Here is a 24,855-nt window from a genome sequence, read left to right on the forward strand (position 1 = left end):
GAATTAATCTCATGGCACGTTATTTCAGACGTCGTAAGTTCTGCCGCTTTAAAGCGGAAGGCGTAAAACAAATCGATTACAAAGATCTAGCTACTCTTAGAAACTATGTTACAGAAAGTGGCAAAATCGTACCTAGCCGTATCACAGGTACTAGCGCTAAATTTCAGCGCCAGCTAGCAACTGCTATTAAGCGTGCTCGCTACTTAGCCCTTCTTCCATACACTGACTTACATAAGTAAGCAGCGGATTAACAGTTTTTAAAAGGTGTAGAAACATGCAAGTTATTCTACTAGATAAGATCGCTAACCTAGGTAGCCTAGGTGAACAGGTTGTAGTTAAATCTGGTTTCGCACGTAACTTCCTTTTCCCTCAAGGTAAGGCAGTTCCTGCGACTAAAGCTAACATTGAAACTTTTGACGCACGTCGCGCAGAACTTGAAGCGAAAATCGCTGAACAGTTAGTTGCTGCACAAGCACGCGCTGACAAACTAGAAGCATTAGCAGAAGTTACATTAGTATCTAAAGCTGGTGACGAAGGTAAGTTATTCGGTTCAATCGGTACTCGTGACATCGCTGACGCTATCTCAGCTGTTGGTGTTGAAGTTGCTAAGTCAGAAGTTCGTTTGCCTCTAGGTACTATCCGTGAGACAGGTGAATTTGACGTATCAATTTCAGTTCACTCAGACGTAACGGCTACTATTAAAGTAATCGTAATCGCTGAAGCTTAATTTTTAATTAAGCGACAAAAGCCGTGCTATTTATTAGCGCGGCTTTTTTGTGTCTAAAATTCCTCAATTACTCCCTATGTAAAATTATTTAACTCTTTTTATTATTTATTTAAACCTTTCTTACCTGTATTTGCGTCTAACTTATCAATACACTAATTCAATAATAATTAAAAGGCGACATCACGGATGTTACACGTTAAGCCCGAACAAGCGCCATTGTGTGAAACTACGCTTATTGAACGTGTTAAGTCGGGTGATGAAGGCGCATACACAACGCTTTATAAGCTGCATATAAAACGCGTATACGGTTTATGTTTACGTTTATTAGCAGACCAAGCATACGCTGAAGATGCAGCCCAAGAAGTATTTGTACAGGTATGGCATAAAATAGCGCAATTTGACGGTCGCTCACAGTTTTCTACTTGGCTTTACAGCGTTGCCAGTAATGTGGCGATTAACTACTTACGAAAGCAAAAAAGTTGGCTGCAAAAAGTAGTGAGTATTGAGCACAGCGGCATGGATGAACAATCAGCTAACGACTGTGTTGGTTTAAATGGCCTTGATAAATTAATAGTAAGGCTTCCTGAGCGAGCACGTATGGTATTTGTATTATTTGCTATTGAAGGTTACAGGCACGAGGAAATAGCTGAGCAGTTAGGTATGGCTGTAGGGTCGAGTAAATCGCAATATCATCGTGCTAGGCAGTTATTACAAGAGTGGTATGAAAATGAATAAACCAAACTTTGACGACTACTTAAATGAGTCATTAAACACGCTTGATAAAGAAATTACACCACAAAAAGACCTGTGGGCGGGAATTGAGCGAGCAATGGTTAGTAATAAACAGGACCTAAAAGGCACTGTTATTTGGCCAAAACTAACAGCAATAGCTGCCTGCACATTAGCTACTTTAATCGCTATAAACACATTTATTATAACGCTTGAGCCACAACCGGCAGTGGCAATAAGTGACTACTTTTCGGCGCAAAAAAACAGTTTGTTAGTTGAGTATAAAAATGAAGAAGCATTGACCACTAATTGGCAAACACAACTACAAGAATTAGAAGAGGCTGAACAAGCAATAAAGCAAGTTCTTGAAAAAGAACCACAAAACCAAGCGCTGCTGACAATGCTAGCGCAAATATATCAACAGCAACTCGATTTAATTAACAAGGTGCATGCGCCACGTTGGCAGCACATTTAGGAGTACGACATGAAAGCGATTTTATTAGGACTGAGCTTATTTCCATTAGCGGTATTTGCGGGGGAAAAAATAGATAAGCAAATAGACGTACCAAATGGCGGCACTATTTTTATTGAAAACCAACGCGGTGATATACATATTGAAGGTTGGGATAAGAACGAATTTAAAGTATCTGGCGAGCTTGATGACAAAGCAGAAGGTTATGAGCTTAAGACGAATGGCGATAAAACGCAGTTTATTGTAAAAATGCCACGTAAATCAAATTGGGGTAATAATGGCGATGGCTCAAGCCTAACTATATTTATGCCAAAAAGCAGTAGTTTAGAATTTGCTGGTGTAAACGTGTCGGTAACGGCAAAAGAGCTTAAAAACGGCGCTGAAGTTGATGTAGTTAACGGCGAAATTACGGTAGATGATATTGCGGGTAATATTAAATTGACCACTGTTAATGGCGACGTAAATGCACAAAATTTAAGTGGCAATATTCAGTTTGAAACCGTAAACGGCGAAATTAACGATAGGCAATCAAGTGGTGAGCTACGTTTTAGTGCTGTAAATGGCGATATTAAATCGTCTACAACTGCTAATGATGTGCGCCTTGAAAACGTAAATGGCGATATAGACTTTATGTTATCGGCTATTAAAAACCTACGCATTAACACGGTAAATGGCGAAGCCGAAGTACACATTAAAGAGCTTTTAAAAGGCGGTGATGTACGTTTTGAATCGGTAAGTGGTGATGCCGATTTTTACTTCCCACAAAGGGTATCAGCAAAGTTTGAAATTAAAGCTCACGCTAATGGCAAAATCATTAATAAAGTGACTAGCGATAAGGCCAGTAAAGCTAAATATGGCCCAGCCAGTGATTTAGAATTTAGCATTAATGGCGGTAATGCTAATGTTGAAATGGATACTATTAGCGGTCGCATAGAGCTTCGTACTAAATAACACTCATTCCCCATCACGATTACAAAAAGCAGGAAAAGATTTCCTGCTTTTCTATTTGCACAGCCCCTGCAAGTAGATAGAATAGAGCCATTCAATTTTAGTACTGTGAAGTTATGGCCAAACCAGATAAGCAAGTCGATACTCTTAAAGTTCCTCCCCATTCAATAGAAGCTGAACAATCTGTTTTAGGTGGCTTAATGCTTGATAATCAAGCTTTTGACCGCGTAGCTGAGCTTGTTGTATCACAAGATTTTTATACCCGCACGCACAAGTTAATTTTTGAGGCGATGACGGCGCTTGCTGAAATTGGCGATCCAATCGATTTAATTACGATTTCTGAAAGCCTAGAAAAAAATAATCAACTGGCAGGTATTGGTGGTTTTGCTTACTTAGCCGAAATTGCTAAAAATACCCCAAGTGCAGCCAACATTGATGCCTACGCAAACATTGTACGTGAGCGTGCTGTTGTACGTGAAATGATAGGCGTGGCAAATGAAATAGCCGAAGCGGGTTTTAATACAGAGGGGCGTACTAGTCACGACCTACTCGATTTTGCCGAAAGCAAAGTATTTAAAATTGCCGAGCAACGTACAAAAAGTACGGAAGGCCCGCAAAGCATTCATAACATACTCGAAAAAACCGTTGATAAAATAGAAGAGCTTTATCAATCGCCACAAGATGGTGTAACGGGCGTAAGTACAGGTTATGCCGATCTTGATAAAATGACGACGGGCCTGCAGCCGTCTGACTTAATTATTGTTGCAGCGCGTCCTTCAATGGGTAAAACCACCTTTGCGATGAACCTTGCAGAACATGCTGCAATGACTCAAGACAAACCCGTGCTAATTTACTCACTAGAGATGCCTTCAGAACAAATTATGATGAGGATGTTAGCGTCTCTTGGCCGTATTAACCAAACTAAGGTACGTACAGGTCAGTTAGATGATGACGATTGGGCGCGACTTTCATCAACAATGGGTTTGTTGATGGAAAAAGGCAAAATGTATGTTGATGATGCCTCGGGCTTAACGCCTACCGATGTTCGCTCTCGTGCACGTCGTATTGCGCGTGACCACGGCGGTATCAGTATGATCATGGTCGATTACTTGCAGCTAATGCGCGTACCTAGCCTTGCTGATAACCGAACGCTTGAAATTGCTGAAATTTCACGTTCACTTAAATCACTAGCAAAAGAGCTAAAATGTCCGGTTGTTGCGCTTTCACAGCTAAACCGTACGCTTGAGCAACGTGCCGATAAGCGCCCAATTAACTCAGATTTACGTGAGTCAGGGTCGATAGAGCAGGATGCCGATTTAATCATGTTTATTTACCGTGACGAAGTTTACAACGAAGACAGCACCGATAAAGGTATTGCCGAAATCATCATAGGTAAACAACGTAACGGCCCAATTGGTAAAGTGCGTTTAACATTCCAAGGTCAATTTTCTCGCTTTGATAATTACGCGGGGCCAGCGGTAGATGACGATTACTAATGCGCTTAGCCACTGCTGAAATTAACTTAACGGCACTTGCGCATAATTTAGCGCAAGTTAAGTGCTTTGCACCTAACAGCAAAGTAATGGCGGTGCTAAAAGCAAATGCTTACGGGCATGGATTAGTAACGATTGCGCAGTATTTAAATAATGCTGACGCATTTGCTGTGGCACGTATTGATGAAGGGCTTGCCCTTCGAGCTGGGGGCTTAACAAAGCCAATTGTTTTACTAGAAGGCTTTTTTAACAAAGCCGACTTACCGATTCTGCTCGCCAACAATTTTCAAACTATTATTCACGATGAGTACCAATTAGCGGCGCTTGAAAAAGCAAAACTTGATGCACCAATAACATGCTGGTTAAAAGTAAATACAGGCATGCATCGATTAGGTATTGCGCCAGAGCAGTTTGAAGCGTTTTATAACCGCTTACAAAAAACACCTAATGCTAAAAACACGGTTAATTTAATGACCCACTTTTCGTGTGCTGATGACGTTGATAATGCTAAAACGGTTCAACAAATTACGTTGTTCGATAATTTAGTGAATGGCATTGACCAAGCGCATTGTTTATCAAATTCTGCTGGTATTATTGCCTGGCCAAGCGGTCATGGCGATTGGGTACGTCCTGGGCTTATGCTCTATGGTGTATCGCCAATGGCAAATAGCATTGGGCAGCAACACAAATTAAAACCAGTTATGCGCTTAACTACGCGCGTAATTGCAGTGCGTAATGTGCCAGCCAAAGAAGCGGTTGGGTATGGCGGTCGTTGGAAAAGTGATAAACCAACCAAGTTAGCTGTTGTGGCTATGGGKTATGGCGATGGTTACCCTAGGCATGCTAAAGAGGGTACACCGGTAATAATTGGTGAGCAGCGTTATGGTATTGTAGGTAGCGTAGCTATGGACATGATTAGCGTTGATATAGGCGCTAATGAGCATAATATTAAAGTAGGCGACAGAGTCACTATGTGGGGCCCTGAGCTACCAGTTGAAGAAATAGCACTGTGCGCTGATACTATCCCTTACGAGCTATTATGTAATATTACACCACGCGTAAGTTATGAGTATCAGCCATAGTTAGTTTTTAGCGTATACCAATTGGGTATAATTACTCTTTTATAAAGTAAATATCGCTAAAACCCATACGGGCAAATTCTTGGTCGCGAAAGTTACGAACAGAAGCAGACCCTTTTGAGGTCATTTCTATTTGGCGCACCATATTTAAGTAATTTGTTAAATCAATACCTTCGGCAGCGGCAATAGCTTGATACATGTCGTGGTATTTATCTTTTGCGAAATTAATTTCGCGAGGTTGGTTTTTAAACGTATACGTTATTCTACGTGCCATAATAAGCTCAGTTAAATTGAGTGTTAGCGTAATTTTACACTGTATTGAACTGGCATTGAATGATTTGTTTAAATCAAATAATTAAAAAGTAGAGTTTAAAATGAAATTATCAGTAGAGATCAGTAAATATCCACTTCACCAAGATTACATCCCGTTTATTCAGGGCTTTATTGACAGATTAAACGAATACGAAGATTTAAAAGTGATTACTAATACGCTATCAACGCAAATTTTTGGTGATTATGATTTAGTAATGCAGGTGCTAAATACCGAAATTAAGCACTCATATGAAGAATTTGGTAAAGCTATTTTTGTATGTAAGTTTCTCTCTGGCGACTTATCGCCTGAATAACCTATAATACCAACCAGCACAAATCTTTGATCAATTTAACGAATTAAATTGCACTATAACGTCGTTAAAATTTTTTATTTAGAACAACTAGATACAAAAATTTTTGCCTAGTTCTAGCGTAATTTTCTTAACGTTAAATAGACCCCGTATATAAGCAGATTGATATAACAATCGGCACAACTAAACGGTAACTGCATATATGGACTTTTTAACACAGACCCTAAGTGGTTTTACAGCGATGTCGCATTGGGAATACATAGCGGTGGGGTTGTCGATGGCGTACTTATTATTGGCAATAAAAGAAAGCTTATGGTGTTGGCCTGCAGCATTTTTTAGCACCCTTATTTATACAATAATGTATTGGAATGGCGCATTACTTATGGAGTCATTACTTAATTTTTATTATATGTATATGGCTGTATTTGGGTGGGTAGTATGGCGAAAAGGCAAAGCTGCAAATTTAAATATTACGTCGTGGTCGATGAATCGCCATGCTGTTTTAATTAGTTTAACAACCGTAGCTGCAATTATTATTGGCTATGTTATGCAAAACTATACTCATGCCGATTTTGCTTATCTTGACAGCTTTACAACGTGTTTTGCCGTAGTAACTACTTACTTAGTTGCTAAAAAAGTTCTTGAAAACTGGCTGTACTGGATTGTAATAGATGCAGCTTCTATGTACTTATATTACGAAAAAGGCTATTACCCAACGCTAGCGCTCTTTATATTTTATACCATTATGGCAGCGTGGGGCTTTAAAACCTGGTACGAAGAATACGAGCAAAGCCAAGCTAAGCTTCTAGCACAGCTTTAATTAATGATTGAGCATCATCAGTTAGTAAAAATATGTAGTGCGTTTATAGAGCCTACAAGCATTGTTTCAAGCGAGCGATTACTTAATGGCTTTAGTAACGATAATTTTTTGATACGTACCGAGCAACAAGGGTACTTATTAAAGTGTTATAAAAGCCATTGGCCAAATGCCGGCCTTGAAGCGCAGCACTTTTTAAGTGACTTTAATATATGCCCAGCGCCTATTTGGCTTGATAAAGAAAACGGTCGAGCAGTATTTAATTATATTGAAGGCAAGAGCGCGCAATCGGATATAACGCTCAGCTTTATTAATAAACTTGCTCAAGTGCACAAGTACAATGTGTCAACCGCGACAATGGATATAGCTAAAGAGCTACAATTTTATCAACGTACAGATGTATATATCCAACATAAATCTCAAATAGAGCAAGCATTAAAAGTGGTTGCAACAATGCAATTTAATGAAGGCTTTTGTCATAACGATTTAGTAAAAGACAATATTATTGTGAATGCTTCAGGCATGTATTTAATTGATTTTGAATACGCACAAACTAATGATGTGTATTTTGATTTAGCGGCGCTTGCAGTGAGCTTTAATCTTAATGAGCACAGTAAAACAGCGTTGTTAAAAAGCTATAAAAATAGCGTTGATAAAACAAAAACGTTTAACCTTTCAATGGATAAGCTGAATTACTATAAGCTGTTTTTTTTAGTATTATGTATTGGTTGGTATGAGGAGCGCAGCATAACCAATGAATCTGTAATGTTACGCGCGCAGCTAACTAAACTCGTTAATAGTACTTTTGTATAAAAGCTAAAGGCCGCCAAAGCGTTCAGCAAGTTCTTTGTATTTTGTTACTTCGGCTGTATCAAATTGTGGTTCGCCATTTTCATCTTCTGATTTAGCAATTAATAAACTTTCTCTAGCTAGGCGTTTTACACGCTCTGCTTTTACACCTAAAAACTCAGCAACTTGCTCAGTAGACATTAAACTCATTATTACTTCCTCGTATTAAATCCATTTTCACAGCGACAATCATAGTTTCAATGTTGCCAAACCGTTACTGTTTCTTATTCAATAAGAATAAATAGCCTGTTTTTAAGACATTGTGAAGTGTTTTATTTAAAAGAGTTTAATTAATAAGCATATAAGCTGATCTTACTGGTATTTATTTGAAGATCTCTTTATCATTGCGGATGCTAAAGCACTGATATCGCGAGTTGGTGTGGCGGCACAAATGTGCTCTCGTGGTGAAATGGATATCACGTGGCCCTCCGGAGGCTGAGTTGTAGGTTCGATCCCTACCGAGAGCGCCATTTGCTTTTACATTTATTAATTATCCCCTCCTACATTATCTAGCTTCTCATTAATTACTTTTGTATTTAAAAATGCACTTACTGAATAAACTTTGAAAGTTAATTTTAAAAAACGCTTTCTAGTTATTTATACAGTGCAAAATTAGCGTCCAAAATTCATGTTGTACTTTTTTTGCATACACAATTTAGTAATAAATGAGGGAAACCGATTCAATGTTAAATAGTCAATTAGAGATACTAGCTCAAGGACATGCTTATCTTGAAGGTGTAACTAAAGAGGACTATTCACAAGTCGTTACTCCTAACTTTATTAGCTCTGCTGGGGCTCACATGCGCCATATTATCGATCATTATCAATCGTTAATGCTCGGTTTTAGCTCGCAAAAAGTAGATTATGATTGCCGCTTAAGAGGAGGGGATATTGAAAACTCTCCAATTGCTGCAATAAAAAAGATTGCCGAAATAACAACGTGGATTGAACAGCTAAGTTCAGATGATTTTAATAAACCGTTATCACTTTCAAGCGAAGTTTCGATTAAAAGCAAAAATGTACAAACAGTAACAACATCACTTGCGCGAGAGCTTATTTTTGTAGGCAGTCACGCTGTGCACCATTACGCGATGATTTCACAAATTTCTTTTGCTCAAAAGTCGCAGCTCGATAAAAGCTTTGGTTTAGCACCAAGTACAGCTACTTTTTTAAGAGAAAATAGCCAGCTAGCACAACCAAAATCGATGCAAAATTAAAATGTGCACGTTAAGCTACTTTTTAACTGATGATGGCTACGAGCTATTTTTTAATCGCGATGAGCAAAAATCACGAGAAACGGCAATCGCTCCAAGTAAGCACCAGGGCAATGCAATTTTCCCCATTGATCCGCAAGGAGGAGGTACTTGGCTTGGTGTATCGCATTTTGGGCAAACACTAGCATTATTAAACGATTACCAAAGTGTATTTGATATAACTGCCGTAAAGCATAGTAGAGGTCTGTTAATCCCTCATTTACTGAGTAATAAAGCCCCTGCATTGTCCCAATTACAAAACATGGATTTATCGGGCTACGCGCCTTTTAAGTTGTGTATTTTTCCAGATGGACTATCGATAAATAACAATAACGTGGTTTTTATTAGGTGGGATGCAAAGCAGTTAAGTCACTGCCAAGTTGAACCACTTGCTACGTCATCAGGTGTTGAGCTTGAAACGGTGACACAAAAGCGTAAACATCAATTTAAGCAACTTATTGATTTAAGACATCCTGAAAGTGAACAATTTTTAGCGTTTCATTACAGTAAAGCCGAACAAGGGCAATATGGCGTAAATATGCTAAGAGAAGATGCAATGACGGTCAGCATTAGCCATATTAAGGTAGGCAATACTATTCGCTTTAATTATTTTGATAAACAGTCTCAGCTCATTAGCAGCATTAGTTGTTTAAAAGTGACTGCAGCTTAACTAGATATTTTTATAATTTTTAAATAATTAAAAACAAAAAAGTCGATGTAATTAATTACATCGACTTTTTTATTGCTCTATTTTACCTGCTGTATTAATACAGCAGGTAAAAATTATAAGTGATTTATATAACCATCTTTTTTATCGCCAAGATAAAGCTTAAGTAGCTTCTCTGGTGCACTTGGCAAATGCACACTTAATAGTAGCCCTGGCGTGTGATTAAAATTGCTATCAATCCCCATGCAATGAAATTGAGCACCTAGCTTGTGATATTGTTTTAATAAAATCGGTATGTCTTTTTTATCTTCTTCGATTCCCATAACCAACGCTGATACATGATCGATGTTTAACGTATGGTGACTAGTGAAGTCTTCAAATTCAGGGTGAATCTTATTATTAAAAGGCGTATTGGCGCTAACACCTTGCTTATTATTAACCATGATATGGTCAATAATTGCGACAGAACGAGGGTCATAAAGTTTACTTAATGAAACCGTGCCATACAAAGTCCTGTAGCGTGGATTTTGCGCCATAAACGCACCAATCCCTTTAAATAGCAGTAATAAACCATGGTAACTGCCCTGATGTTTTTGAACTATAAACGATCGACCCATTTCTAAGCACGGCTCTTGCTGATTAATAAAAGAAGGTTCAAAGTTAAACATTTGCGATAAATAAAGGGCGTTTACGTCGCTATTTTTTTGTAATATGTCAGTTTGCCCAATGCGATAAGATCCAATGAGCTCTTCATTTTTATGATCAAAAATAAATAAATGCATATAAGTTGCGTCAAACTTATCGGTATCGCAAGGCTCGCCGCTTCCTTCGTTTAGTGTACGAAAGGTTATTTCTCTAAGGCGTGTTATTTCATCAACGCAATTAGGTATTTGCTCTTGGTAGCCGTAATAAACGGAGTAACCTTTAAAGTCAACTAAGTGCTGCTCGCTTGGTAAGCTGGCCAGCTCATTTACCATTTTTGTTTTATCAACGCCCTGCATAATAGCTTTGAGCTGTGTTGATTGGTTGTCTTCTTGCCAAGGCACTATAAAGCGCCCATCGTTTAAATAACACTGCAGGCGTGCAATATCGTTAACATCGTCAGTTTTTTCAAACTTATTTAATAACTTGGGTGTAAGTAAATTACCAGCACTTAAGTTAATGGATCTTTTTTGAACTTTTAGTAATTCGCGTATTAGCATTAATAATCTAAATCGGTAGTAAATACGTCCCAAACTGTAAAACATAGAGCTATTTTGACCACTAATAAATACAGGTAATAAAGGTGCTTTTGTTTTTAAAGCTAGTTGAGCTGCTAAGCGATTCCACTCTCCGTCGGTTACACGTTGCTTTTCTGATTGAAAAAATGACACTCTGCCCGCAGGAAAAACCACAAGTAGGCCATCATTTTTAACATGACTAAAACATTGTTTAATTGCGCTGGTATTAATGGCTGCTTTTGGTTTTAGTGGATTAGCAAAAATAAAATAATCTTTAATTTCTTTAAATATTTTTAAGCCAATGTTAGCCATTACTTTTGTATCACTGCGATAGTGAGTGAGTAATTTTGCAATTATGACACCCTCAACCATGCCATAAGGGTGGTTACATACCACTATGCAAGGACCTTGCTTTGGTATTTTGTTAATAACACCTTGTGCACCAAGTACATTAATACCTAATACATTTAAAAGCTTTTCACTAAATTCTTGTTTATCCAAACCCGATAAGTTATTAGATAGATAAATATCACGCAGTTTATTTATGCCCAATAGGCTATCGAGCAGTGGAGCAGCTACTTTTAATATATGACCCAAAGGCGAGGCTGTGTTTATTGCCGCGACACTTAGGTTTGATACGGGTTGGTTTAGTTTTGTCATAAATTAGTACTCTTAAGTATTTAAAGTAGTTGTTATTAAGTGCTGTATATATTGAGACCGAGACAAAACAATATTGTGTTCAATGAAGGTTAACAAAGTTCGCTTTTTTATAATGATTAGATAATCCTGTTAACTAAACCGTCTGCTCTTAACGATAAATACTCAAGCGTAGCTGAGGTGAAGGTGTTTAATTATTAAAAAGCCAAATAACTTAAAGTAACAATTGGCATGGCTGTAAATAATACTTTTAGTTATATATAACTACTTACAACTAAAAAACTAGACTTTTAAGCTTAATTAATGCTATTTAAGGTACATATTCCTTTATTGTAAAAAAATCCTACTTTTTATGCTTATTACTTTACCTGTGTCTGAGCTTACTCCTGGTATGTACGTTGATAGCGTTACTAAACAACATGAAGGGATTAACAGCATAAAAATTAAGACCAGTGGCTTGGTGCGCGACAAATCTATTATTAAGCGCTTAGTCTCTGAAGGTGTATTAGAGCTACTTATAGATTTTACTAAAGGCGATGCGGCTATTCCTGCTAAATATAAGCCGCAAAGCACACCTAAAACATCTAATAGCCAACAAAAGGTAAAAAAAACACCTATAGCAATTTCAATTGAACAAGAATTTGCTAAAGCGACCATAAATTACGATAAGCACGGCCGAAAGCTGCAATCGTTATATGGCGATTTAACATCTGGTCTGAGTGTTAATATAAAAGTGCTTGATGAAATAGCAAACGAGATAGTTAGCTCAGTTTTTCGTAATGCTAACGCCATGACTATTCTTACTCGTATAAAAGATAAACACAGCTATAACTGGCGTCATATGATCAACTGCGCCATTTTTGCCGCTGTATTTGCTAAATATTTGGGGTATGAGCAGGCTGTTGTACAAGAGCTTGCTATGGGCGCATTACTTCATGATTTAGGCCAAGCAAAATTACCCCAAGGTATATTTTCAAAGCCAACCAAGGTTACTAATAATGAGCTGGCAGCGATTAAAAAGCATGTAGCGCAGGGATTAGGTTTAGTTAAAGGTGAAAAGGGCATAACACCGCTCATGCTCGATATGATAGTAAATCATCATGAACGCTTAGATGGCTCGGGTTATCCGCGAGGTCTGCAGGCTGAAAAGTTAAGTCGCCCGGCGCGTATAATGGCAATTGTAGATGTGTACGATGCAATGACTGCCGATAGAATGCATCAAGATGGTGATGAGCCTATAAATGCATTGCGTTATTTATTAGCCAATAAACACTTGTTTGATGGTGAGTTAGTACAGCGCTTTATAAAATGCTTGGGGGTTCACCCGGTAGGAACTATTGTAAAATTAACGAATGAGCGTTTAGCGCTAGTGCTTGAGGGGAATGTACTTAATCCTATTAAACCTAAAATTAAGCTATTTTATAACGCTAAGCATAACCATCATGTTACACCTAAAGACATAGACTTAAGCGATCATACTCAAGAGCTTAAAATACTAGCAAGTGTTAAGCCCTTAGATTATCAGATTAATTTGTCTCGCCTGCTAAAAGAGCATTTGTTGAATTAGTTTTACTACATTGTCTTTTTTTAGTTTGCTTTGCAGAAATAAACGCCCCTAGAAAGCAATTTCCCATCAGTGTTAACCATAGCAAAGTACCTAACTCCACGTGCAATGCAAAACAACACAGTCCTAAAGAGATCAACGCATTCAACATTGCCCCTAGCCAATAATGGTTTACAGGGTTATCGCATTGTCCTGCTTGAGTGCATGCGCAGTAGTTTGCTTTGTAAAAGCAAAATACACTCGCCCCACAAAATATTAGCCCTGTAATAATAAATAAAATGATCACAGTTTTACTTCCTTTGCGATTTTATAGTGAGTGTAAGTGGCTACTAATTCCAAGTCAATCTAAATGATAATTAATTACAATTAGAGCTTTAACTCTAATAGCACATTTCTCATCCGATGAGCTTTAAATAGTTGTTAAAATGTCGTTAAATAACGTGTTTTTTGCTGTTTTTTGACGCATTCATAGAGTTTTTTACAAAAAATTAAGGTAGTGTAGCAAAGTTTCAAATCCTAATAACAACACACATAGTACCCAGACAGTCAGTTTGGTTAAGGACTCAACAATGAAATTTTCAAAAACTCTTATTGCAGCCTCGCTTGCATTTGTATCGGCTGACACTTTTGCTGCCGCGTTTCAATTATCAGAGCAAAATGCATCGGGTTTAGGCCGTGCATACGCTGGTGAAGCTTCTATCGCTGACGACGCGTCTGTAGTTGCACGTAACCCAGCACTAATGACTTTATTTAAAGACAAGCAGTTAAGTGTTGCTGCTATTGGCGTAATTCCAGATGTAAGCCTAGAAGGTGAAAGTGCGCCAACAGGTATTGATGAGTCATCATTAGATGACGACAGCATTGCACCAAGTGCAGTGGTACCAGCTGCTTACTTTACTATGCCTTACAACGATAAAGTATCACTTGGTTTTGGTGCGTTTTCTAACTTTGGTTTATCTACAGAGTTCAACGATGATTACGCGGCAGGTCAAATTGCTGGCGAAACAGAAATTTTTACCGTTAACCTAAATGCAAGCGTTGCATACAAAGTATCAGAGCAATTTAGCTTTGGTATTGGTTTAAACTACATTTACGCGGATGCAACGATAATACGAAATGTAGGTGCTAATCCTGGGATCCCATTCTCAACAAATGTGGTTGACTTAGAAGGTGATGATACTGGCTACGGCTTAAACGTTGGCTTGATGTATCAATTAGATGAAAATAGTCGCTTTGGTTTTAATTACCGTACAGAAACTGATATTACATTCGAGGGGACTTATTCAAGTACTGCCCGCGGTATTGCTGAGCGTTCTGGGTCTGTTGATGTTACATTACCAGCTATTGCCGAGTTTTCTGGTTCACACCAGTTAGATGAAAAATTAGGTTTACACTACAGCGTATTGTGGACAGGCTGGAGTAGTTTTGACAAATTAGAAGCAGAAGTAGGTTTGCCGCCAGAGCAAAGTTTTGAAAAAACAGAAGATTTTTCTGACTCTTTTCGTTATTCAATCGGAACAGACTACCAGCTAAATGAAAGTTTACTGCTTCGTGCTGGTGTTGCATTTGATGAATCGCCAGTTTCAAAAAACCATTTATCAATCTCTATTCCAGATACTGACCGTTTTTGGTTCTCTTTTGGTGGTAACTACACAATAGATAAAAATTCTAACGTTGATCTTGGTGTAAGTATTATCCGTGGTAAAACACAAAACTTTAAAGAAACTGATGGCTCAGGTAGCGAATGGGGCTTCGAGTCTAAAGGCCACGCAGTATTACTTGGCGCTCAGTACAACTACAAGTTTTAATGTAGACATGCCTTGTGGTTAATCACAGGGCACAAAAAAGCCGCTCACTTTAATTAAAGTGAGCGGCTTTTTTTTTGCCTATTAAATAGTGTTAATAGGCATTTTATGAGAGCTTATAAACTTTCTATTTTAGTTTTTTGCTCAAGCAGTTTAGTTTTAGCGTCAGTGAACTCAGCTAATTTAGCGTTTTCTTTAGCAAGTACCGCTTCAGGTGCGTTGTTAACAAACTTTTCGTTAGCTAGTTTGTTTTGTACCTGCGCTAAGCCCTTTTCAGCTTTTTCTAGCTGCTTATTAATACGTGCAAGCTCTGCTTCAACGTCAATTAAGCCCGCCATTGGGATCATGATCTCAAGGTTGCCAACATAAGAGGTTGCACACGCAGGTGCCCCGTCTTTGTTTTCAAGCATTGTAAACTCTTCAATTTTTGCAAGTGATGCCAAAAATGATTTGTTTTCTTCAATGCGGCGCACGTCGTCGCTCGATGCATTAGCAAGTAATACACTAAGCGGTTTACTTGGGCTAATATCCATTTCACCACGAATGACACGAATAGCTAAAATGAATTGTTTAACCCACTCTAAATCGTCCATCGCTTTAGCATCAACGCTTGCTTCATTATATACAGGGAACGGCTGAACCATAATGCTGGTGTTCTCTGTTTCAAGGCCTGCAAGAGGTGCAACACGCTGCCAAATAGTCTCCGTAATGTATGGCATCATTGGGTGCATTAAACGCAGTAAGCTTTCAAGTACGGTAATAAGTGTATTACGTGTACCACGTTGTTGCGCTTCATTACCTTTAAATAATACCGGCTTAGTTAGCTCTAAGTACCAATCACAGAACTGGTTCCAAGTGAATTCGTAAAGCGTGTTAGCAGCTAAGTCAAAGCGGTAGTTATCTAGGTGTTCTGTGTACGTTTTAACTGTTGACTCAAATTGACCTAAAATCCAGCGGTCAGCTAATGAAAGTTCTTTTTGTGCATCGTTTGCAAAACCACAATCTTGCTCTTCTGTATTCATTAATACGTAACGACTCGCGTTCCATAGTTTATTACAGAAGTTACGGTAACCTTCAAGGCGGTTCATGTCCCAGTTAATATCACGACCGGTAGAGGCCATTGCAGCAAGAGTAAAGCGAAGGGCGTCGGTACCGTGAGCTTCAATACCATTTGCAAATACTTTACGGGTGTCTTTTTCGATTTTAGCGGCAAGTTTTGGTTGCATCATATTGCCAGTACGCTTTTGTACTAGGTCTTCAAGCTCGATGCCGTCAATCATGTCTAGTGGGTCAAGTACGTTACCTTTTGACTTAGACATTTTATCGCCGTTGTCGTCACGTATTAAGCCCGTTACATACACGGTTTTAAACGGAACTTGTGGTTTGCCATTTTCGTCTTTTATAAAGTGCAGCGTCATCATAATCATGCGCGCAACCCAGAAGAAAATAATATCAAAACCCGTTACCAATACATCAGACGGATGGAAGGTTTTTAAATCATCGGTATTTTCAGGCCAACCTTGTGTAGAAAAAGTCCAAAGCGCTGATGAGAACCACGTATCAAGTACGTCTTCGTCTTGGCTAAGTGTTACGCTGTCAGCAATGTTGTTTTCACGGCGTACTTCAGCTTCGTCGCGACCAACAAATACGTTGCCTTCATTGTCGTACCAAGCTGGAATGCGGTGACCCCACCAAAGCTGGCGTGAAATACACCAATCTTGTACGTCGTTCATCCACGAAAAGTACATGTTTTCGTATTGCTTAGGTACAAATTGAATGTCGCCATTTTTAACTGCGTCTTTTGCAGGTTCAGCAAGTGGTGCAACACGTACATACCATTGGTCGGTAAGTAGTGGCTCAATTACCACACCAGAGCGATCGCCATAAGGAACGGTTAAACCATGGTCTTCAATTTTTTCTAGTAGGCCTAGCTCTTCAAATTCTGCCACAATTGCTTTACGCGCAGCAAAACGATCAAGGCCGTGTAAGCGCTTAGGAATTGGCGCATCAAACTCAAGCTCTTTACCGTCAAAGGTGTATGTTTCACCTTGGGTAAGAATAGCGGCGTCTTTATCGAAAATGTTGATCATCGGCATTTGATGACGCTTGCCCACTTCGTTATCGTTAAAGTCGTGCGCCGGAGTTATTTTTACACAGCCCGTGCCTTTATCTTTATCGGCATGTTCGTCAGCAACAATTTTAATACGACGATTAACGATAGGTAATAAAATCTCTTTACCGATTAAATCTGTATAGCGCTCATCATCAGGATTTACTGCAACACCCGAGTCACCCAACATGGTTTCAGGACGAGTTGTAGCTACTACTATGTAGTCTTTTCCGTCTTGTGTTGTAACGCCATCAGCTAGTGGGTAACGTAAGTTCCACATGTGGCCTTGCTTGTCTTTGTTTTCAACTTCAAGATCAGAAATAGCAGTGTGTAATTTAGGATCCCAGTTTACTAGGCGTTTGCCTCGGTAAATTAGGTTTTCTTTATGAAGGCGAACAAACACTTCTTTAACGGCTTCAGATAAACCATCATCCATTGTAAAGCGTTCACGATCCCAATCAACCGATGCGCCAAGGCGACGAAGCTGCTTAGTGATAGTGCCGCCAGATTCTTTTTTCCATTCCCAGATTTTATTAATAAAATCTTCGCGGCCTAAATCGTGGCGTGTTTTGCCTTCTTCGGCATGCAGTTTACGCTCAACCAACATTTGCGTTGCAATACCTGCGTGGTCAGTACCTACTTGCCATAATGTGTTGTTACCTTGCATACGTTTAAAACGCGTTAGGGTATCCATTATTGTATCTTGAAAGGCGTGGCCCATGTGTAAGCTACCAGTGACATTTGGCGGCGGGATCATAATTGAATATGGTACGCCTTGGCCAGATGGCTTAAAGTAGCCTTTTTGTTCCCAGTCTTGATATAGAGACTGTTCAATATCTTGCGGATTGTAGGTTTTATCCATTACACAGAACCTTAAATAAGTACTTAAATTAGTTGGTTAGTTTGCCTGATTGGCTAGCTATTAATATCTTGCGTGGTGAGATTGGCACCGAGTTGGCGTAGCTTTTTAAAACGCTCGCGGGCTGCTTGCTTAGCAGCTGGTTCTACGGGTACAAAATCAAAAACTTGGTTAAATCGACGAATGTAATCCGGTAACTGAGTAGCCAAGTTAATTAAAACTTTACGATTGCCAACAGGTGGCGTAATACCAATTTCTACAGGTGCGCCGCCTTTAGGGCCTTCACCTTGTAAATTATGTGGCACAAAACTATCTGGATCGAATGCCCAAATTATTTCATCAATGGCACAGGCTGCTTCGTTATCGTTAACACAAATAAACACACGCTGCCCATTTCGATACTGATCGGCCGCAATTTGAGCTGCCAATGCAAAATGATCGTCAGCCTTCGCTTTAGACTCATCTTGTTGCTTTAGAACGAAAAATTTAGCGTTCATGTTCATTGTATCGGGGCTTCCCATGACATTGAATGTATACCAAATTGATATACATAAATTAAGAGGCAGATTTTGCCATATAACGGGGTTTGCTTCAATTAATACACAAATAAATAAGGCGCCAAATGGCGCCTTATTTATAGCTAAATAGATTATTAATCGTGCGTAGCTTCGCTTACACCCGCTCGGTTTAATAAATACTGAGTAAGCATAGGAACAGGGCGGCCCGTTGCGCCTTTTTTAGAGCCACTGCGCCACGCTGTACCGGCAACATCTAAATGTGCCCAATTATACTTTTTAGTAAATTTAGATAAGAAACATGCTGCAGTAATAGTACCTGCAGAGCGCCCGCCTAAGTTTGTAAAGTCAGCAAATGGGCTTTCTAGTTGATCTTGATAGTCATCCCATAACGGTAACTGCCATGCGCGGTCACCACTTTGCTCAGACGCTTTTAATAAATCGTGCGCAAGTGGGTTATGGTTTGATAGTAAACCAGTCGCATGCGCGCCAAGGGCTACAATACATGCACCTGTTAGTGTTGCTACGTCAATAACCGTATCTGGATTAAAGCGTTCAACGTACGTTAGTGCATCGCACAACACTAAACGACCTTCAGCATCAGTATTTAACACCTCAACAGTTTGGCCCGACATAGTTGTTAAAATATCACCTGGGCGATACGCATTTGAGCCAGGCATATTTTCACAACCAGCTAAAACACCAATAACGTTAATCGGCAATTGCATTTGTGCCAGTGCACGCATTGCACCAATAACGCCTGCTGCTCCGCCCATGTCGTATTTCATTTCGTCCATGCCTTCGCCGGGTTTTAATGAAATACCGCCTGAATCAAACGTTAAACCTTTACCAACAAGTACAATAGGGGCTTGGTCATCAGCGGCGCCTTTGTAGTTAATAATCGACATAATTGATTCGTTATCACTACCTCGGCCAACAGCTAGGTAAGAATTCATACCAAGCTCTGCCATTTGCTCTTCGCCAATCAGATCAACAGTGATGTTGTCAAAATCAGTTGCCAGCTCTTGTGCTTGTTCACCTAAGTACACAGGGTTACAAATATTTGGTGGCATATTAGCTACGTCTTTACATAGCTTACTACCTGCAGCAATGGCTAAACCATGCTCAATAGCGCTTTCGCCAATAGTTAGTTCGCGTCGTGTTGGTACGTTAAACACCATTTTACGAAGTGGACGACGAGGGTCTACTTTTTTACTTTTCAGTTGGTTAAACGTATATAAACAATCTTGCGTTGTTTCTACTGCTTGACGTACTTTCCAGTAGGTGTCGCGGCCTTTAACGTGTTGCTCTGTTAAAAAGCAGACTGCTTCCATAGAGCCCGTTTCGTTTAAGGTATTAATAGTTTTAGAAATGATTTGTTTATATTGCTTATCATCAAGCTCACGCTCTTTACCACAACCAACAAGCAATATACGCTCGCTTAATACATTAGGTACATGATGCAATAATAAAACTTGGCCTGGCTTACCTTCTAAATCGCCACGGCGAAGTAAATTAGAGATATAACCATCACTAATTTTATCGAGTTGTTCACCAATGGGGGATAACCTACGTGGCTCGTAAACGCCAACCACAATACATGCGCTGCGCTGTTTTTCTGGGCTACCACTTTTTACGTTAAATTCCATTGTTACTCCTGGTTTTGAGTCGTTTAAGTTACTAAGTTGGGGCTAAAAAAGTATTTTCTAGTCTTATCTACGTAACTTGTGTAGAGATAGCTTTAATTTTAACTGACTTTACTAGACTCTTACTGTGTAATTGAACTTTATATGCTTAAGGGCTACTAATGCAACATTATATCGTGCACTTAGGTAGGATAATTAATTTTGATGGCTTATAATAATAGCCTATTTGCCGGTATTAATTGGGTAAAATAGCTATTTAACTATTCAAATTTCACTATCGTAGTGAAATTCCATGTTTAACAGGGGCGAGCATTGCTAATTTTCCGTTATTTGACCGCTGAGGTTTTAAAATCGCAGGTCGCCGTATTTTTAACTTTGATGACAATATTTTTGTCACAAAAGTTAGTTGGTATTTTAGGTGATGCGTCTGAGGGCAGCATTCCTGCTAAATTAGTGCTATCGATGATTGCACTAAAACTTCCACAACTAGCCTCGCTAATACTTCCGCTGAGTATATTTTTAGGCATTATTTTAGCCTACAGCCGTATTTACGCCGATAGCGAAATGACCGTACTTAAAGCCTGTGGCGTAAGTGAATGGTATGTTGTGCGCGTAACACTTATATCAAGTGCAGGGCTTGCTATATTAGCCGCAGCTCTGACTATGTATATAGCACCGTGGGCAAGCGAGCAAGAGTATCAATTAAAAGAGAAAGCCAAAGCCGATGCGGGGTTATCTGCACTCAGGGCTGGGCGGTTCCAAGAAACCGGTAACGAAAAAGCCGTGGTGTTTATTCATAATATTGAAAAGGGCGGCAAAGAGCTCAATAAGGTATTTGTTGCACAGTTACCTGATAGCGAAAAAGGTAACCTAGCGCGCTTAGTCTATGCAGAGCAAGGTGTTGTGGTTGAAGCTGTAAATGGAGAGCAGCAGCTAGTACTAACAGACGGTAAACGTTACGAAACAGATGGCACAACGCCTGCACTTAATTTAACAGAATTTGATGGTTATAGCGTACAAATACGAGAGCAAGAAATAGAGCATCAACGCCGTAAATTAGAGGCTGTGCCTACTAATCAGTTACTCGCCATTAATACTCCCGAATCTATTGCTCAATGGCAGTGGCGGCTCGCTATTCCGTTATCAATCCCGCTACTTACCTTACTGGCAGTACCGCTAAGTGTGGTTAATCCTCGCCAAGGTAAATTTGCAAAGCTAGTGCCTGCTATTAGCTTGTACTTAGGCTATTTCATTTTACTAAATGCCGCTAAATTTGCAGTTGAAGATGGCAAAATCCCGCCTTCGATTGGCTTGTGGTGGATTCACCTAAGTGCTTTATTTATTGGTGGATTGTTGATCATTAAAGGTCGTCCATTAGGAGCTTGGCTAAAAGCGGTTGTTACTAAGCGGGAGTTAGGCGCATGATGAAAACGCTTGATTGGTATTTAGGCCGCAGTGTTTTACAAACAACCGGCTTTGCATTGCTAGTGCTTGTTGGCATTAGCACCTTAATTAAATTTATCGACCAGTTAAAGTCTGTAGGACGCGGCAGTTACGATTTAATGACCGCAATGCTTTATACGCTTTACACAATACCAGGCGATTTAGTGGTGTTTTTCCCGATGGCTGCGCTAATTGGTGGCTTAACGGGGTTAGGGGCACTTGCCTCAAACAGTGAGCTGGTAGTGATGCAAGCGGCTGGTATGTCGCGCTTACAAATAATTGGCTCAGTGATGAAAACGGCCATATTTATGGCTGTATGCATGATGGCACTTGGCGAATGGGGTGCACCTGAAGCGCAATTACACGCCAAAGAAATGCGTAACCAAGCAATACATGGCGGCGATGTATTTAACACACAAAAAGGTGTGTGGGCTAAAGACGGCAGCAACTTTATTAATATTGAAGATGTTGACGAAAACGGCAGGCTCAATGGGGTACACATGTACCATTTTGACAAATCGTTAGAGCTTACCCAAATTACTAAAGCAAAAGATGCACTGAGCCGAAAAGAAGGCTGGCTACTTCGTGATGTAAATAAGGTTATTATTACGAGCGAAAAAACCACAACAGAGCAACTACCAGAAGAGTTTTACCCTTCACAATTGACTGCTGAAAAGTTAGGGGTTGTTTCGGTAAAACCAGAGTCGCTTTCGTTTACTGGGCTTTGGTCGTATTTAACTTACTTAGAGCAAAACGAACAAGACACCAGTACCTACGAGCTTGCACTGTGGCGTAAGCTTATGCAGCCTGTATCTGTAGCGGTAATGCTGCTGGTGGCGCTCTCGTTTATATTTGGCCCACTGCGTACCGTTACGATGGGCGCTCGTATAATTATGGGGGTTGTAACGGGGATCGTGTTTCATTTAACTAATGAGATATTTGGCCCTGTAGTTATGGTTTATCAAATACCCGCCATTATAGGGGCGGTATTACCCAGTATTATATTTATAGGCTTTGCGACATATTTGATGAATAAACGGGTATAGATTTACTTATTCAAAGTATGAAAAAGGGTGACCAGTGGTCACCCTTTTTGCTTTTTAACTACCAGTTTTGAAAAGCTGGTATTAATCAAGCTCACTATAAATACGTCTGTTTTCTTCTTTAGTAAGTGCAATAACTTCTGTTTTAGAGATGTAATCTTGCAGTGCTTTTTTGTTTTTAAAATCGACTAACACCACTAAATTACCTAAACCGAGTAAAGCGCTAACGCTGCGGATAATTGATTGCGGCCAGCTAATTAAATTACCTTCAAGAGTTTGTACTTTTAAACGCCATGCACGCATGCCTATGGTTTGCCCGCTTTTAGTCCAAAAGTAGCCAAAAAATACTAAGGTAACAATAATTAAAAGAGCGGTACGAATACCCGAAAGAAGATTTGAATTTTGAATAAAGGCAGATACATCCTCTGCGCCATTTAAACTAATTACATCGAGAGAAATAAGCCCCTGTACTGCAAATAAATACAGCACTACAGTTAACATCGCAAACGCAATAATGGCTAACGTATCGTAAACTAACGACGCAAAACGGCGCCAAAAACCAGCACGTGGAAACTCACCCGACATAAATACACTCTCACTATTAATATGCGAGCTAGTTTAGCAAAAAAGCTTACAAATACTAAGACATGTTAATGTTTAGAGAGAATTGATTTTATTGCTTTAAGTTATTACCTACAGGGGAAATGGAAAAGACCCTACTATTTACAGCAAGGCCTTTTAATTTATAGCGGGTTTAACCTAGCTTAATGGCAAGGTATTTTATGTCGTCACCACTTATTTGTGGTAAAAAATAAATATCGCCGTATTTAAAATACTGCTGCGAGTTAATTATTACGGCCTGTGCTGCCTGAGGCAATGAGTCGTAAGTTTTGCCCAAGCTATAATCATTCACATTACCCACTTTTATTGCCTGATTAAGGCGAGTTGATGGCTCATCAACCACCGTATAACCATCGTTATCCGCAATGTAGTACACATTTTGATAAGTGTAGTAAGTCGTATTATGGTGTTTAAAATGCCTGTAATTTCTTGGTAGCGTATTTATACGCAGGCCTCTAGGTGGTTTAACAACATGGTAGCCTCTTTTAGCTTTACGGTAATAAAGGCCGTCGTTAAACGTAAACGAAATACCATTAAATCTGATCGATGCGCTACTGCGTGGTAAATGGTTTATAAATCGGTTTTGTCTGTAAGCGACTGAATTATGATGGTTTGTTAAGTAGTTATATTTTCGCTGGTTGTAGCGGTGTTGTTCACGCTTTTCCTGCTTGTACTTAGCAAGTTTACGTTTTTCTTGCTTACGGTCTTCTCGTTTTTCTTTTTTATGCTCAATACGCTGCTTTTTTTCATGGCGGCGTTCATCGCGTTTATATTCAACACGTTTGTCGTGGCCGCGTTTAAAGCTTTTATCATTCTCTCGCTCGTTTTGTGCTCCAAGCGCAGAGCCTGATACTGCGCCAATAGCGAGCAGGGCAGGTAGTAAAAAAGTAAGTTTCATAGTATTGCCTCGTTTATGTTTTTACATAACTGGGTTCAATACTAGCGGTTCAAACTGAATGTTAACTGACATATAACAGCAAACGGAACTATGCTTACAGCTTTTTACATTTTACTGACGGTTCTTGACATAATCTCTAGTTTTTGACGATTTTTAAGGGTAACTCTGTTCTTTATGAGTGTATTTATTATGAGAGATATTTTAATAATATTGCTATTAAATTATGTATTTGGACTTTTTTGTAGTGCTTAGAAAACGTTATTTTCGTGTATTTTTAGATAGGAAATACCAATAACAGAGTTTAAATGATGTAAAAAGTTAAGTTTGCGGCACGTTGTTTATTGCCGCAAACATGATTTTATATTTTAAAGTGCGCATCTATCTTTTAATAAATTTAAAGCTTGGGTGGTACGTTATGGTATTAACTTTAACAAATGCTGTGTTATTAGCGTTTCTTTTAACAACTTTAACGGGAACGTACTTGATTACCTTAGTGTGGTTAATTTTTTTCAGTTCTCGTTTTAGTTGAACCTTTTTATATTCTTGCTTTGCATATCTATCATGTGGTGCTGCAAATGCAGAACTAGATAAAGTGCCAATAACTAATAGTGCAGGTAGTATAAATGTAAGTTTCATAATATTGCCTCGTTTGTGGTTAACATGGCTAGTATTGACGTTTGAAACTGAATGCCAACTGCATGTAAGGGCAACTGTAGGGAGGCTTTACACCCTTTTACTTATCTTTACTATTCTTGACGCTAATACCAATCCGCAGTAATACTTAATCAATTCAAGAGATTCAATCTAACGTTAATTC

The 24,855-nt window shown here is 39.2% G+C and carries 26 protein-coding genes and 1 tRNA gene; 17 read left to right on the forward strand and 10 right to left on the reverse strand.

What is annotated here, in order from left to right; all coding sequences use genetic code 11:
• Positions 1 to 11 precede the first annotated feature (11 nt).
• The 7 genes from rpsR (at position 12) to alr (ending at position 5,451) form a co-directional block, all read left to right on the forward strand.
• Positions 12 to 239, forward strand: coding sequence for a 30S ribosomal protein S18 (gene rpsR, locus EU510_RS14030; RefSeq protein WP_007378475.1), 228 nt, complete (start codon positions 12 to 14; stop codon positions 237 to 239).
• A 35-nt stretch (positions 240 to 274) separates the two neighbouring features.
• Positions 275 to 727: a 50S ribosomal protein L9 gene (gene rplI / locus EU510_RS14035; RefSeq protein ID WP_149593996.1), complete on the forward strand. Its 453-nt coding sequence runs from the start codon at positions 275 to 277 to the stop codon at positions 725 to 727.
• Positions 728 to 913: 186 nt separating this feature from the next.
• Positions 914 to 1,462, forward strand: coding sequence for an RNA polymerase sigma factor (locus tag EU510_RS14040; protein WP_149593997.1), 549 nt, complete (start codon positions 914 to 916; stop codon positions 1,460 to 1,462).
• The gene (locus EU510_RS14045) at positions 1,449 to 1,931 is read left to right on the forward strand and encodes a hypothetical protein (protein WP_149593998.1); all 483 of its coding nucleotides are present in this window, start codon (positions 1,449 to 1,451) and stop codon (positions 1,929 to 1,931) included. The genes EU510_RS14040 and EU510_RS14045 overlap by 14 nt, the downstream gene beginning before the upstream one ends.
• A 9-nt stretch (positions 1,932 to 1,940) precedes the next feature.
• On the forward strand, positions 1,941 to 2,879 hold the full coding sequence (locus EU510_RS14050) for a DUF4097 family beta strand repeat-containing protein (protein WP_149593999.1): 939 nt from the start codon (positions 1,941 to 1,943) through the stop codon (positions 2,877 to 2,879).
• A 113-nt stretch (positions 2,880 to 2,992) separates the two neighbouring features.
• A complete protein-coding gene (gene dnaB / locus EU510_RS14055) occupies positions 2,993 to 4,372 on the forward strand; it encodes a replicative DNA helicase (RefSeq protein WP_149594000.1) in 1,380 nt (459 codons plus the stop codon).
• Positions 4,372 to 5,451 (forward strand): alanine racemase, encoded by a 1,080-nt coding sequence (gene alr / locus EU510_RS14060; RefSeq protein WP_149594001.1) that lies wholly within the window; start codon positions 4,372 to 4,374, stop codon positions 5,449 to 5,451. Before dnaB ends, alr begins: the two co-directional genes overlap by 1 nt.
• A 31-nt stretch (positions 5,452 to 5,482) precedes the next feature.
• Here the strand turns inward: alr and EU510_RS14065 are convergent, their stop codons facing one another.
• Positions 5,483 to 5,722 carry a DUF2960 domain-containing protein gene (locus tag EU510_RS14065; RefSeq protein ID WP_002963045.1) on the reverse strand — a complete coding sequence of 80 codons (240 nt, stop codon included), beginning with the start codon at positions 5,720 to 5,722 and terminating at the stop codon, positions 5,483 to 5,485.
• Between the two features lie 100 nt (positions 5,723 to 5,822).
• On the opposite strand from EU510_RS14065, the gene EU510_RS14070 reads away from it, so the two are divergent.
• The 3 genes from EU510_RS14070 (at position 5,823) to EU510_RS14080 (ending at position 7,701) form a co-directional block, all read left to right on the forward strand.
• Positions 5,823 to 6,074, forward strand: a complete 252-nt coding sequence (locus EU510_RS14070) for a YkoF family thiamine/hydroxymethylpyrimidine-binding protein (RefSeq protein WP_149594002.1) — start codon at positions 5,823 to 5,825, stop codon at positions 6,072 to 6,074.
• 199 nt (positions 6,075 to 6,273) lie between these two features.
• The gene (gene pnuC, locus EU510_RS14075; protein WP_149594003.1) at positions 6,274 to 6,891 is read left to right on the forward strand and encodes a nicotinamide riboside transporter PnuC; all 618 of its coding nucleotides are present in this window, start codon (positions 6,274 to 6,276) and stop codon (positions 6,889 to 6,891) included.
• Between the two features lie 3 nt (positions 6,892 to 6,894).
• Complete coding sequence (locus tag EU510_RS14080; protein ID WP_149594004.1) at positions 6,895 to 7,701, forward strand: phosphotransferase; 807 nt, start codon at positions 6,895 to 6,897, stop codon at positions 7,699 to 7,701.
• Positions 7,702 to 7,704: 3 nt separating this feature from the next.
• Here EU510_RS14080 and EU510_RS14085 read toward each other — a convergent pair whose 3' ends face one another.
• The gene (locus EU510_RS14085; RefSeq protein ID WP_149594005.1) at positions 7,705 to 7,887 is read right to left on the reverse strand and encodes a helix-turn-helix domain-containing protein; all 183 of its coding nucleotides are present in this window, start codon (positions 7,885 to 7,887) and stop codon (positions 7,705 to 7,707) included.
• Positions 7,888 to 8,132: 245 nt separating this feature from the next.
• Between EU510_RS14085 and EU510_RS14090 the strand changes: the two genes are divergently transcribed.
• The 3 genes from EU510_RS14090 to EU510_RS14100 all read left to right on the forward strand — a co-directional run bounded on the left by EU510_RS14090 (position 8,133) and on the right by EU510_RS14100 (position 9,660).
• Positions 8,133 to 8,207: transfer RNA gene (locus EU510_RS14090), tRNA-Arg, on the forward strand.
• A 213-nt stretch (positions 8,208 to 8,420) separates the two neighbouring features.
• Positions 8,421 to 8,954, forward strand: coding sequence for a hypothetical protein (locus tag EU510_RS14095; RefSeq protein ID WP_149594006.1), 534 nt, complete (start codon positions 8,421 to 8,423; stop codon positions 8,952 to 8,954).
• A 1-nt stretch (position 8,955) separates the two neighbouring features.
• Positions 8,956 to 9,660: an NRDE family protein gene (locus tag EU510_RS14100; RefSeq protein ID WP_149594007.1), complete on the forward strand. Its 705-nt coding sequence runs from the start codon at positions 8,956 to 8,958 to the stop codon at positions 9,658 to 9,660.
• Between the two features lie 113 nt (positions 9,661 to 9,773).
• Here the strand turns inward: EU510_RS14100 and EU510_RS14105 are convergent, their stop codons facing one another.
• Complete coding sequence (locus EU510_RS14105) at positions 9,774 to 11,537, reverse strand: lysophospholipid acyltransferase family protein (protein ID WP_149594008.1); 1,764 nt, start codon at positions 11,535 to 11,537, stop codon at positions 9,774 to 9,776.
• Positions 11,538 to 11,886: 349 nt separating this feature from the next.
• Between EU510_RS14105 and EU510_RS14110 the strand changes: the two genes are divergently transcribed.
• Complete coding sequence (locus tag EU510_RS14110; RefSeq protein ID WP_149594009.1) at positions 11,887 to 13,101, forward strand: HD-GYP domain-containing protein; 1,215 nt, start codon at positions 11,887 to 11,889, stop codon at positions 13,099 to 13,101.
• Here EU510_RS14110 and EU510_RS20105 read toward each other — a convergent pair.
• Positions 13,061 to 13,384: a hypothetical protein gene (locus EU510_RS20105; protein WP_149594010.1), complete on the reverse strand. Its 324-nt coding sequence runs from the start codon at positions 13,382 to 13,384 to the stop codon at positions 13,061 to 13,063. The genes EU510_RS14110 and EU510_RS20105 overlap by 41 nt on opposite strands.
• A 283-nt stretch (positions 13,385 to 13,667) precedes the next feature.
• Between EU510_RS20105 and EU510_RS14120 the strand changes: the two genes are divergently transcribed.
• Positions 13,668 to 14,906: an outer membrane protein transport protein gene (locus EU510_RS14120; RefSeq protein WP_149594011.1), complete on the forward strand. Its 1,239-nt coding sequence runs from the start codon at positions 13,668 to 13,670 to the stop codon at positions 14,904 to 14,906.
• A 113-nt stretch (positions 14,907 to 15,019) separates the two neighbouring features.
• Here EU510_RS14120 and EU510_RS14125 read toward each other — a convergent pair whose 3' ends face one another.
• The 3 genes from EU510_RS14125 to pepA all read right to left on the reverse strand — a co-directional run bounded on the left by EU510_RS14125 (position 15,020) and on the right by pepA (position 20,036).
• Positions 15,020 to 17,875, reverse strand: coding sequence for a valine--tRNA ligase (locus tag EU510_RS14125; RefSeq protein WP_149594012.1), 2,856 nt, complete (start codon positions 17,873 to 17,875; stop codon positions 15,020 to 15,022).
• Between the two features lie 53 nt (positions 17,876 to 17,928).
• A complete protein-coding gene (locus tag EU510_RS14130; protein ID WP_002962020.1) occupies positions 17,929 to 18,375 on the reverse strand; it encodes a DNA polymerase III subunit chi in 447 nt (148 codons plus the stop codon).
• A gap of 149 nt (positions 18,376 to 18,524) precedes the next feature.
• A complete protein-coding gene (pepA, locus tag EU510_RS14135) occupies positions 18,525 to 20,036 on the reverse strand; it encodes a leucyl aminopeptidase (RefSeq protein ID WP_149594013.1) in 1,512 nt (503 codons plus the stop codon).
• 309 nt (positions 20,037 to 20,345) lie between these two features.
• On the opposite strand from pepA, the gene lptF reads away from it, so the two are divergent.
• Positions 20,346 to 21,458 (forward strand): LPS export ABC transporter permease LptF, encoded by a 1,113-nt coding sequence (gene lptF / locus EU510_RS14140; RefSeq protein WP_149594014.1) that lies wholly within the window; start codon positions 20,346 to 20,348, stop codon positions 21,456 to 21,458.
• Positions 21,455 to 22,522, forward strand: coding sequence for an LPS export ABC transporter permease LptG (gene lptG, locus EU510_RS14145; RefSeq protein ID WP_149594015.1), 1,068 nt, complete (start codon positions 21,455 to 21,457; stop codon positions 22,520 to 22,522). Before lptF ends, lptG begins: the two co-directional genes overlap by 4 nt.
• Positions 22,523 to 22,603: 81 nt before the next feature.
• On the opposite strand, the gene EU510_RS14150 is transcribed toward lptG, so the two are convergent.
• The 3 genes from EU510_RS14150 to EU510_RS14160 form a co-directional block, all read right to left on the reverse strand.
• Positions 22,604 to 23,104: an RDD family protein gene (locus EU510_RS14150; RefSeq protein WP_007587274.1), complete on the reverse strand. Its 501-nt coding sequence runs from the start codon at positions 23,102 to 23,104 to the stop codon at positions 22,604 to 22,606.
• Between the two features lie 169 nt (positions 23,105 to 23,273).
• A complete protein-coding gene (locus tag EU510_RS14155; RefSeq protein ID WP_149594016.1) occupies positions 23,274 to 24,038 on the reverse strand; it encodes a DUF6515 family protein in 765 nt (254 codons plus the stop codon).
• A 378-nt stretch (positions 24,039 to 24,416) separates the two neighbouring features.
• A complete protein-coding gene (locus EU510_RS14160) occupies positions 24,417 to 24,674 on the reverse strand; it encodes a hypothetical protein (protein WP_149594017.1) in 258 nt (85 codons plus the stop codon).
• Between the last annotated feature and the right edge of the window lie 181 nt (positions 24,675 to 24,855).

Origin of the sequence: Pseudoalteromonas sp. FUC4, from assembly GCF_008370255.1 — a bacterium.
Classification (GTDB): domain Bacteria; phylum Pseudomonadota; class Gammaproteobacteria; order Enterobacterales; family Alteromonadaceae; genus Pseudoalteromonas.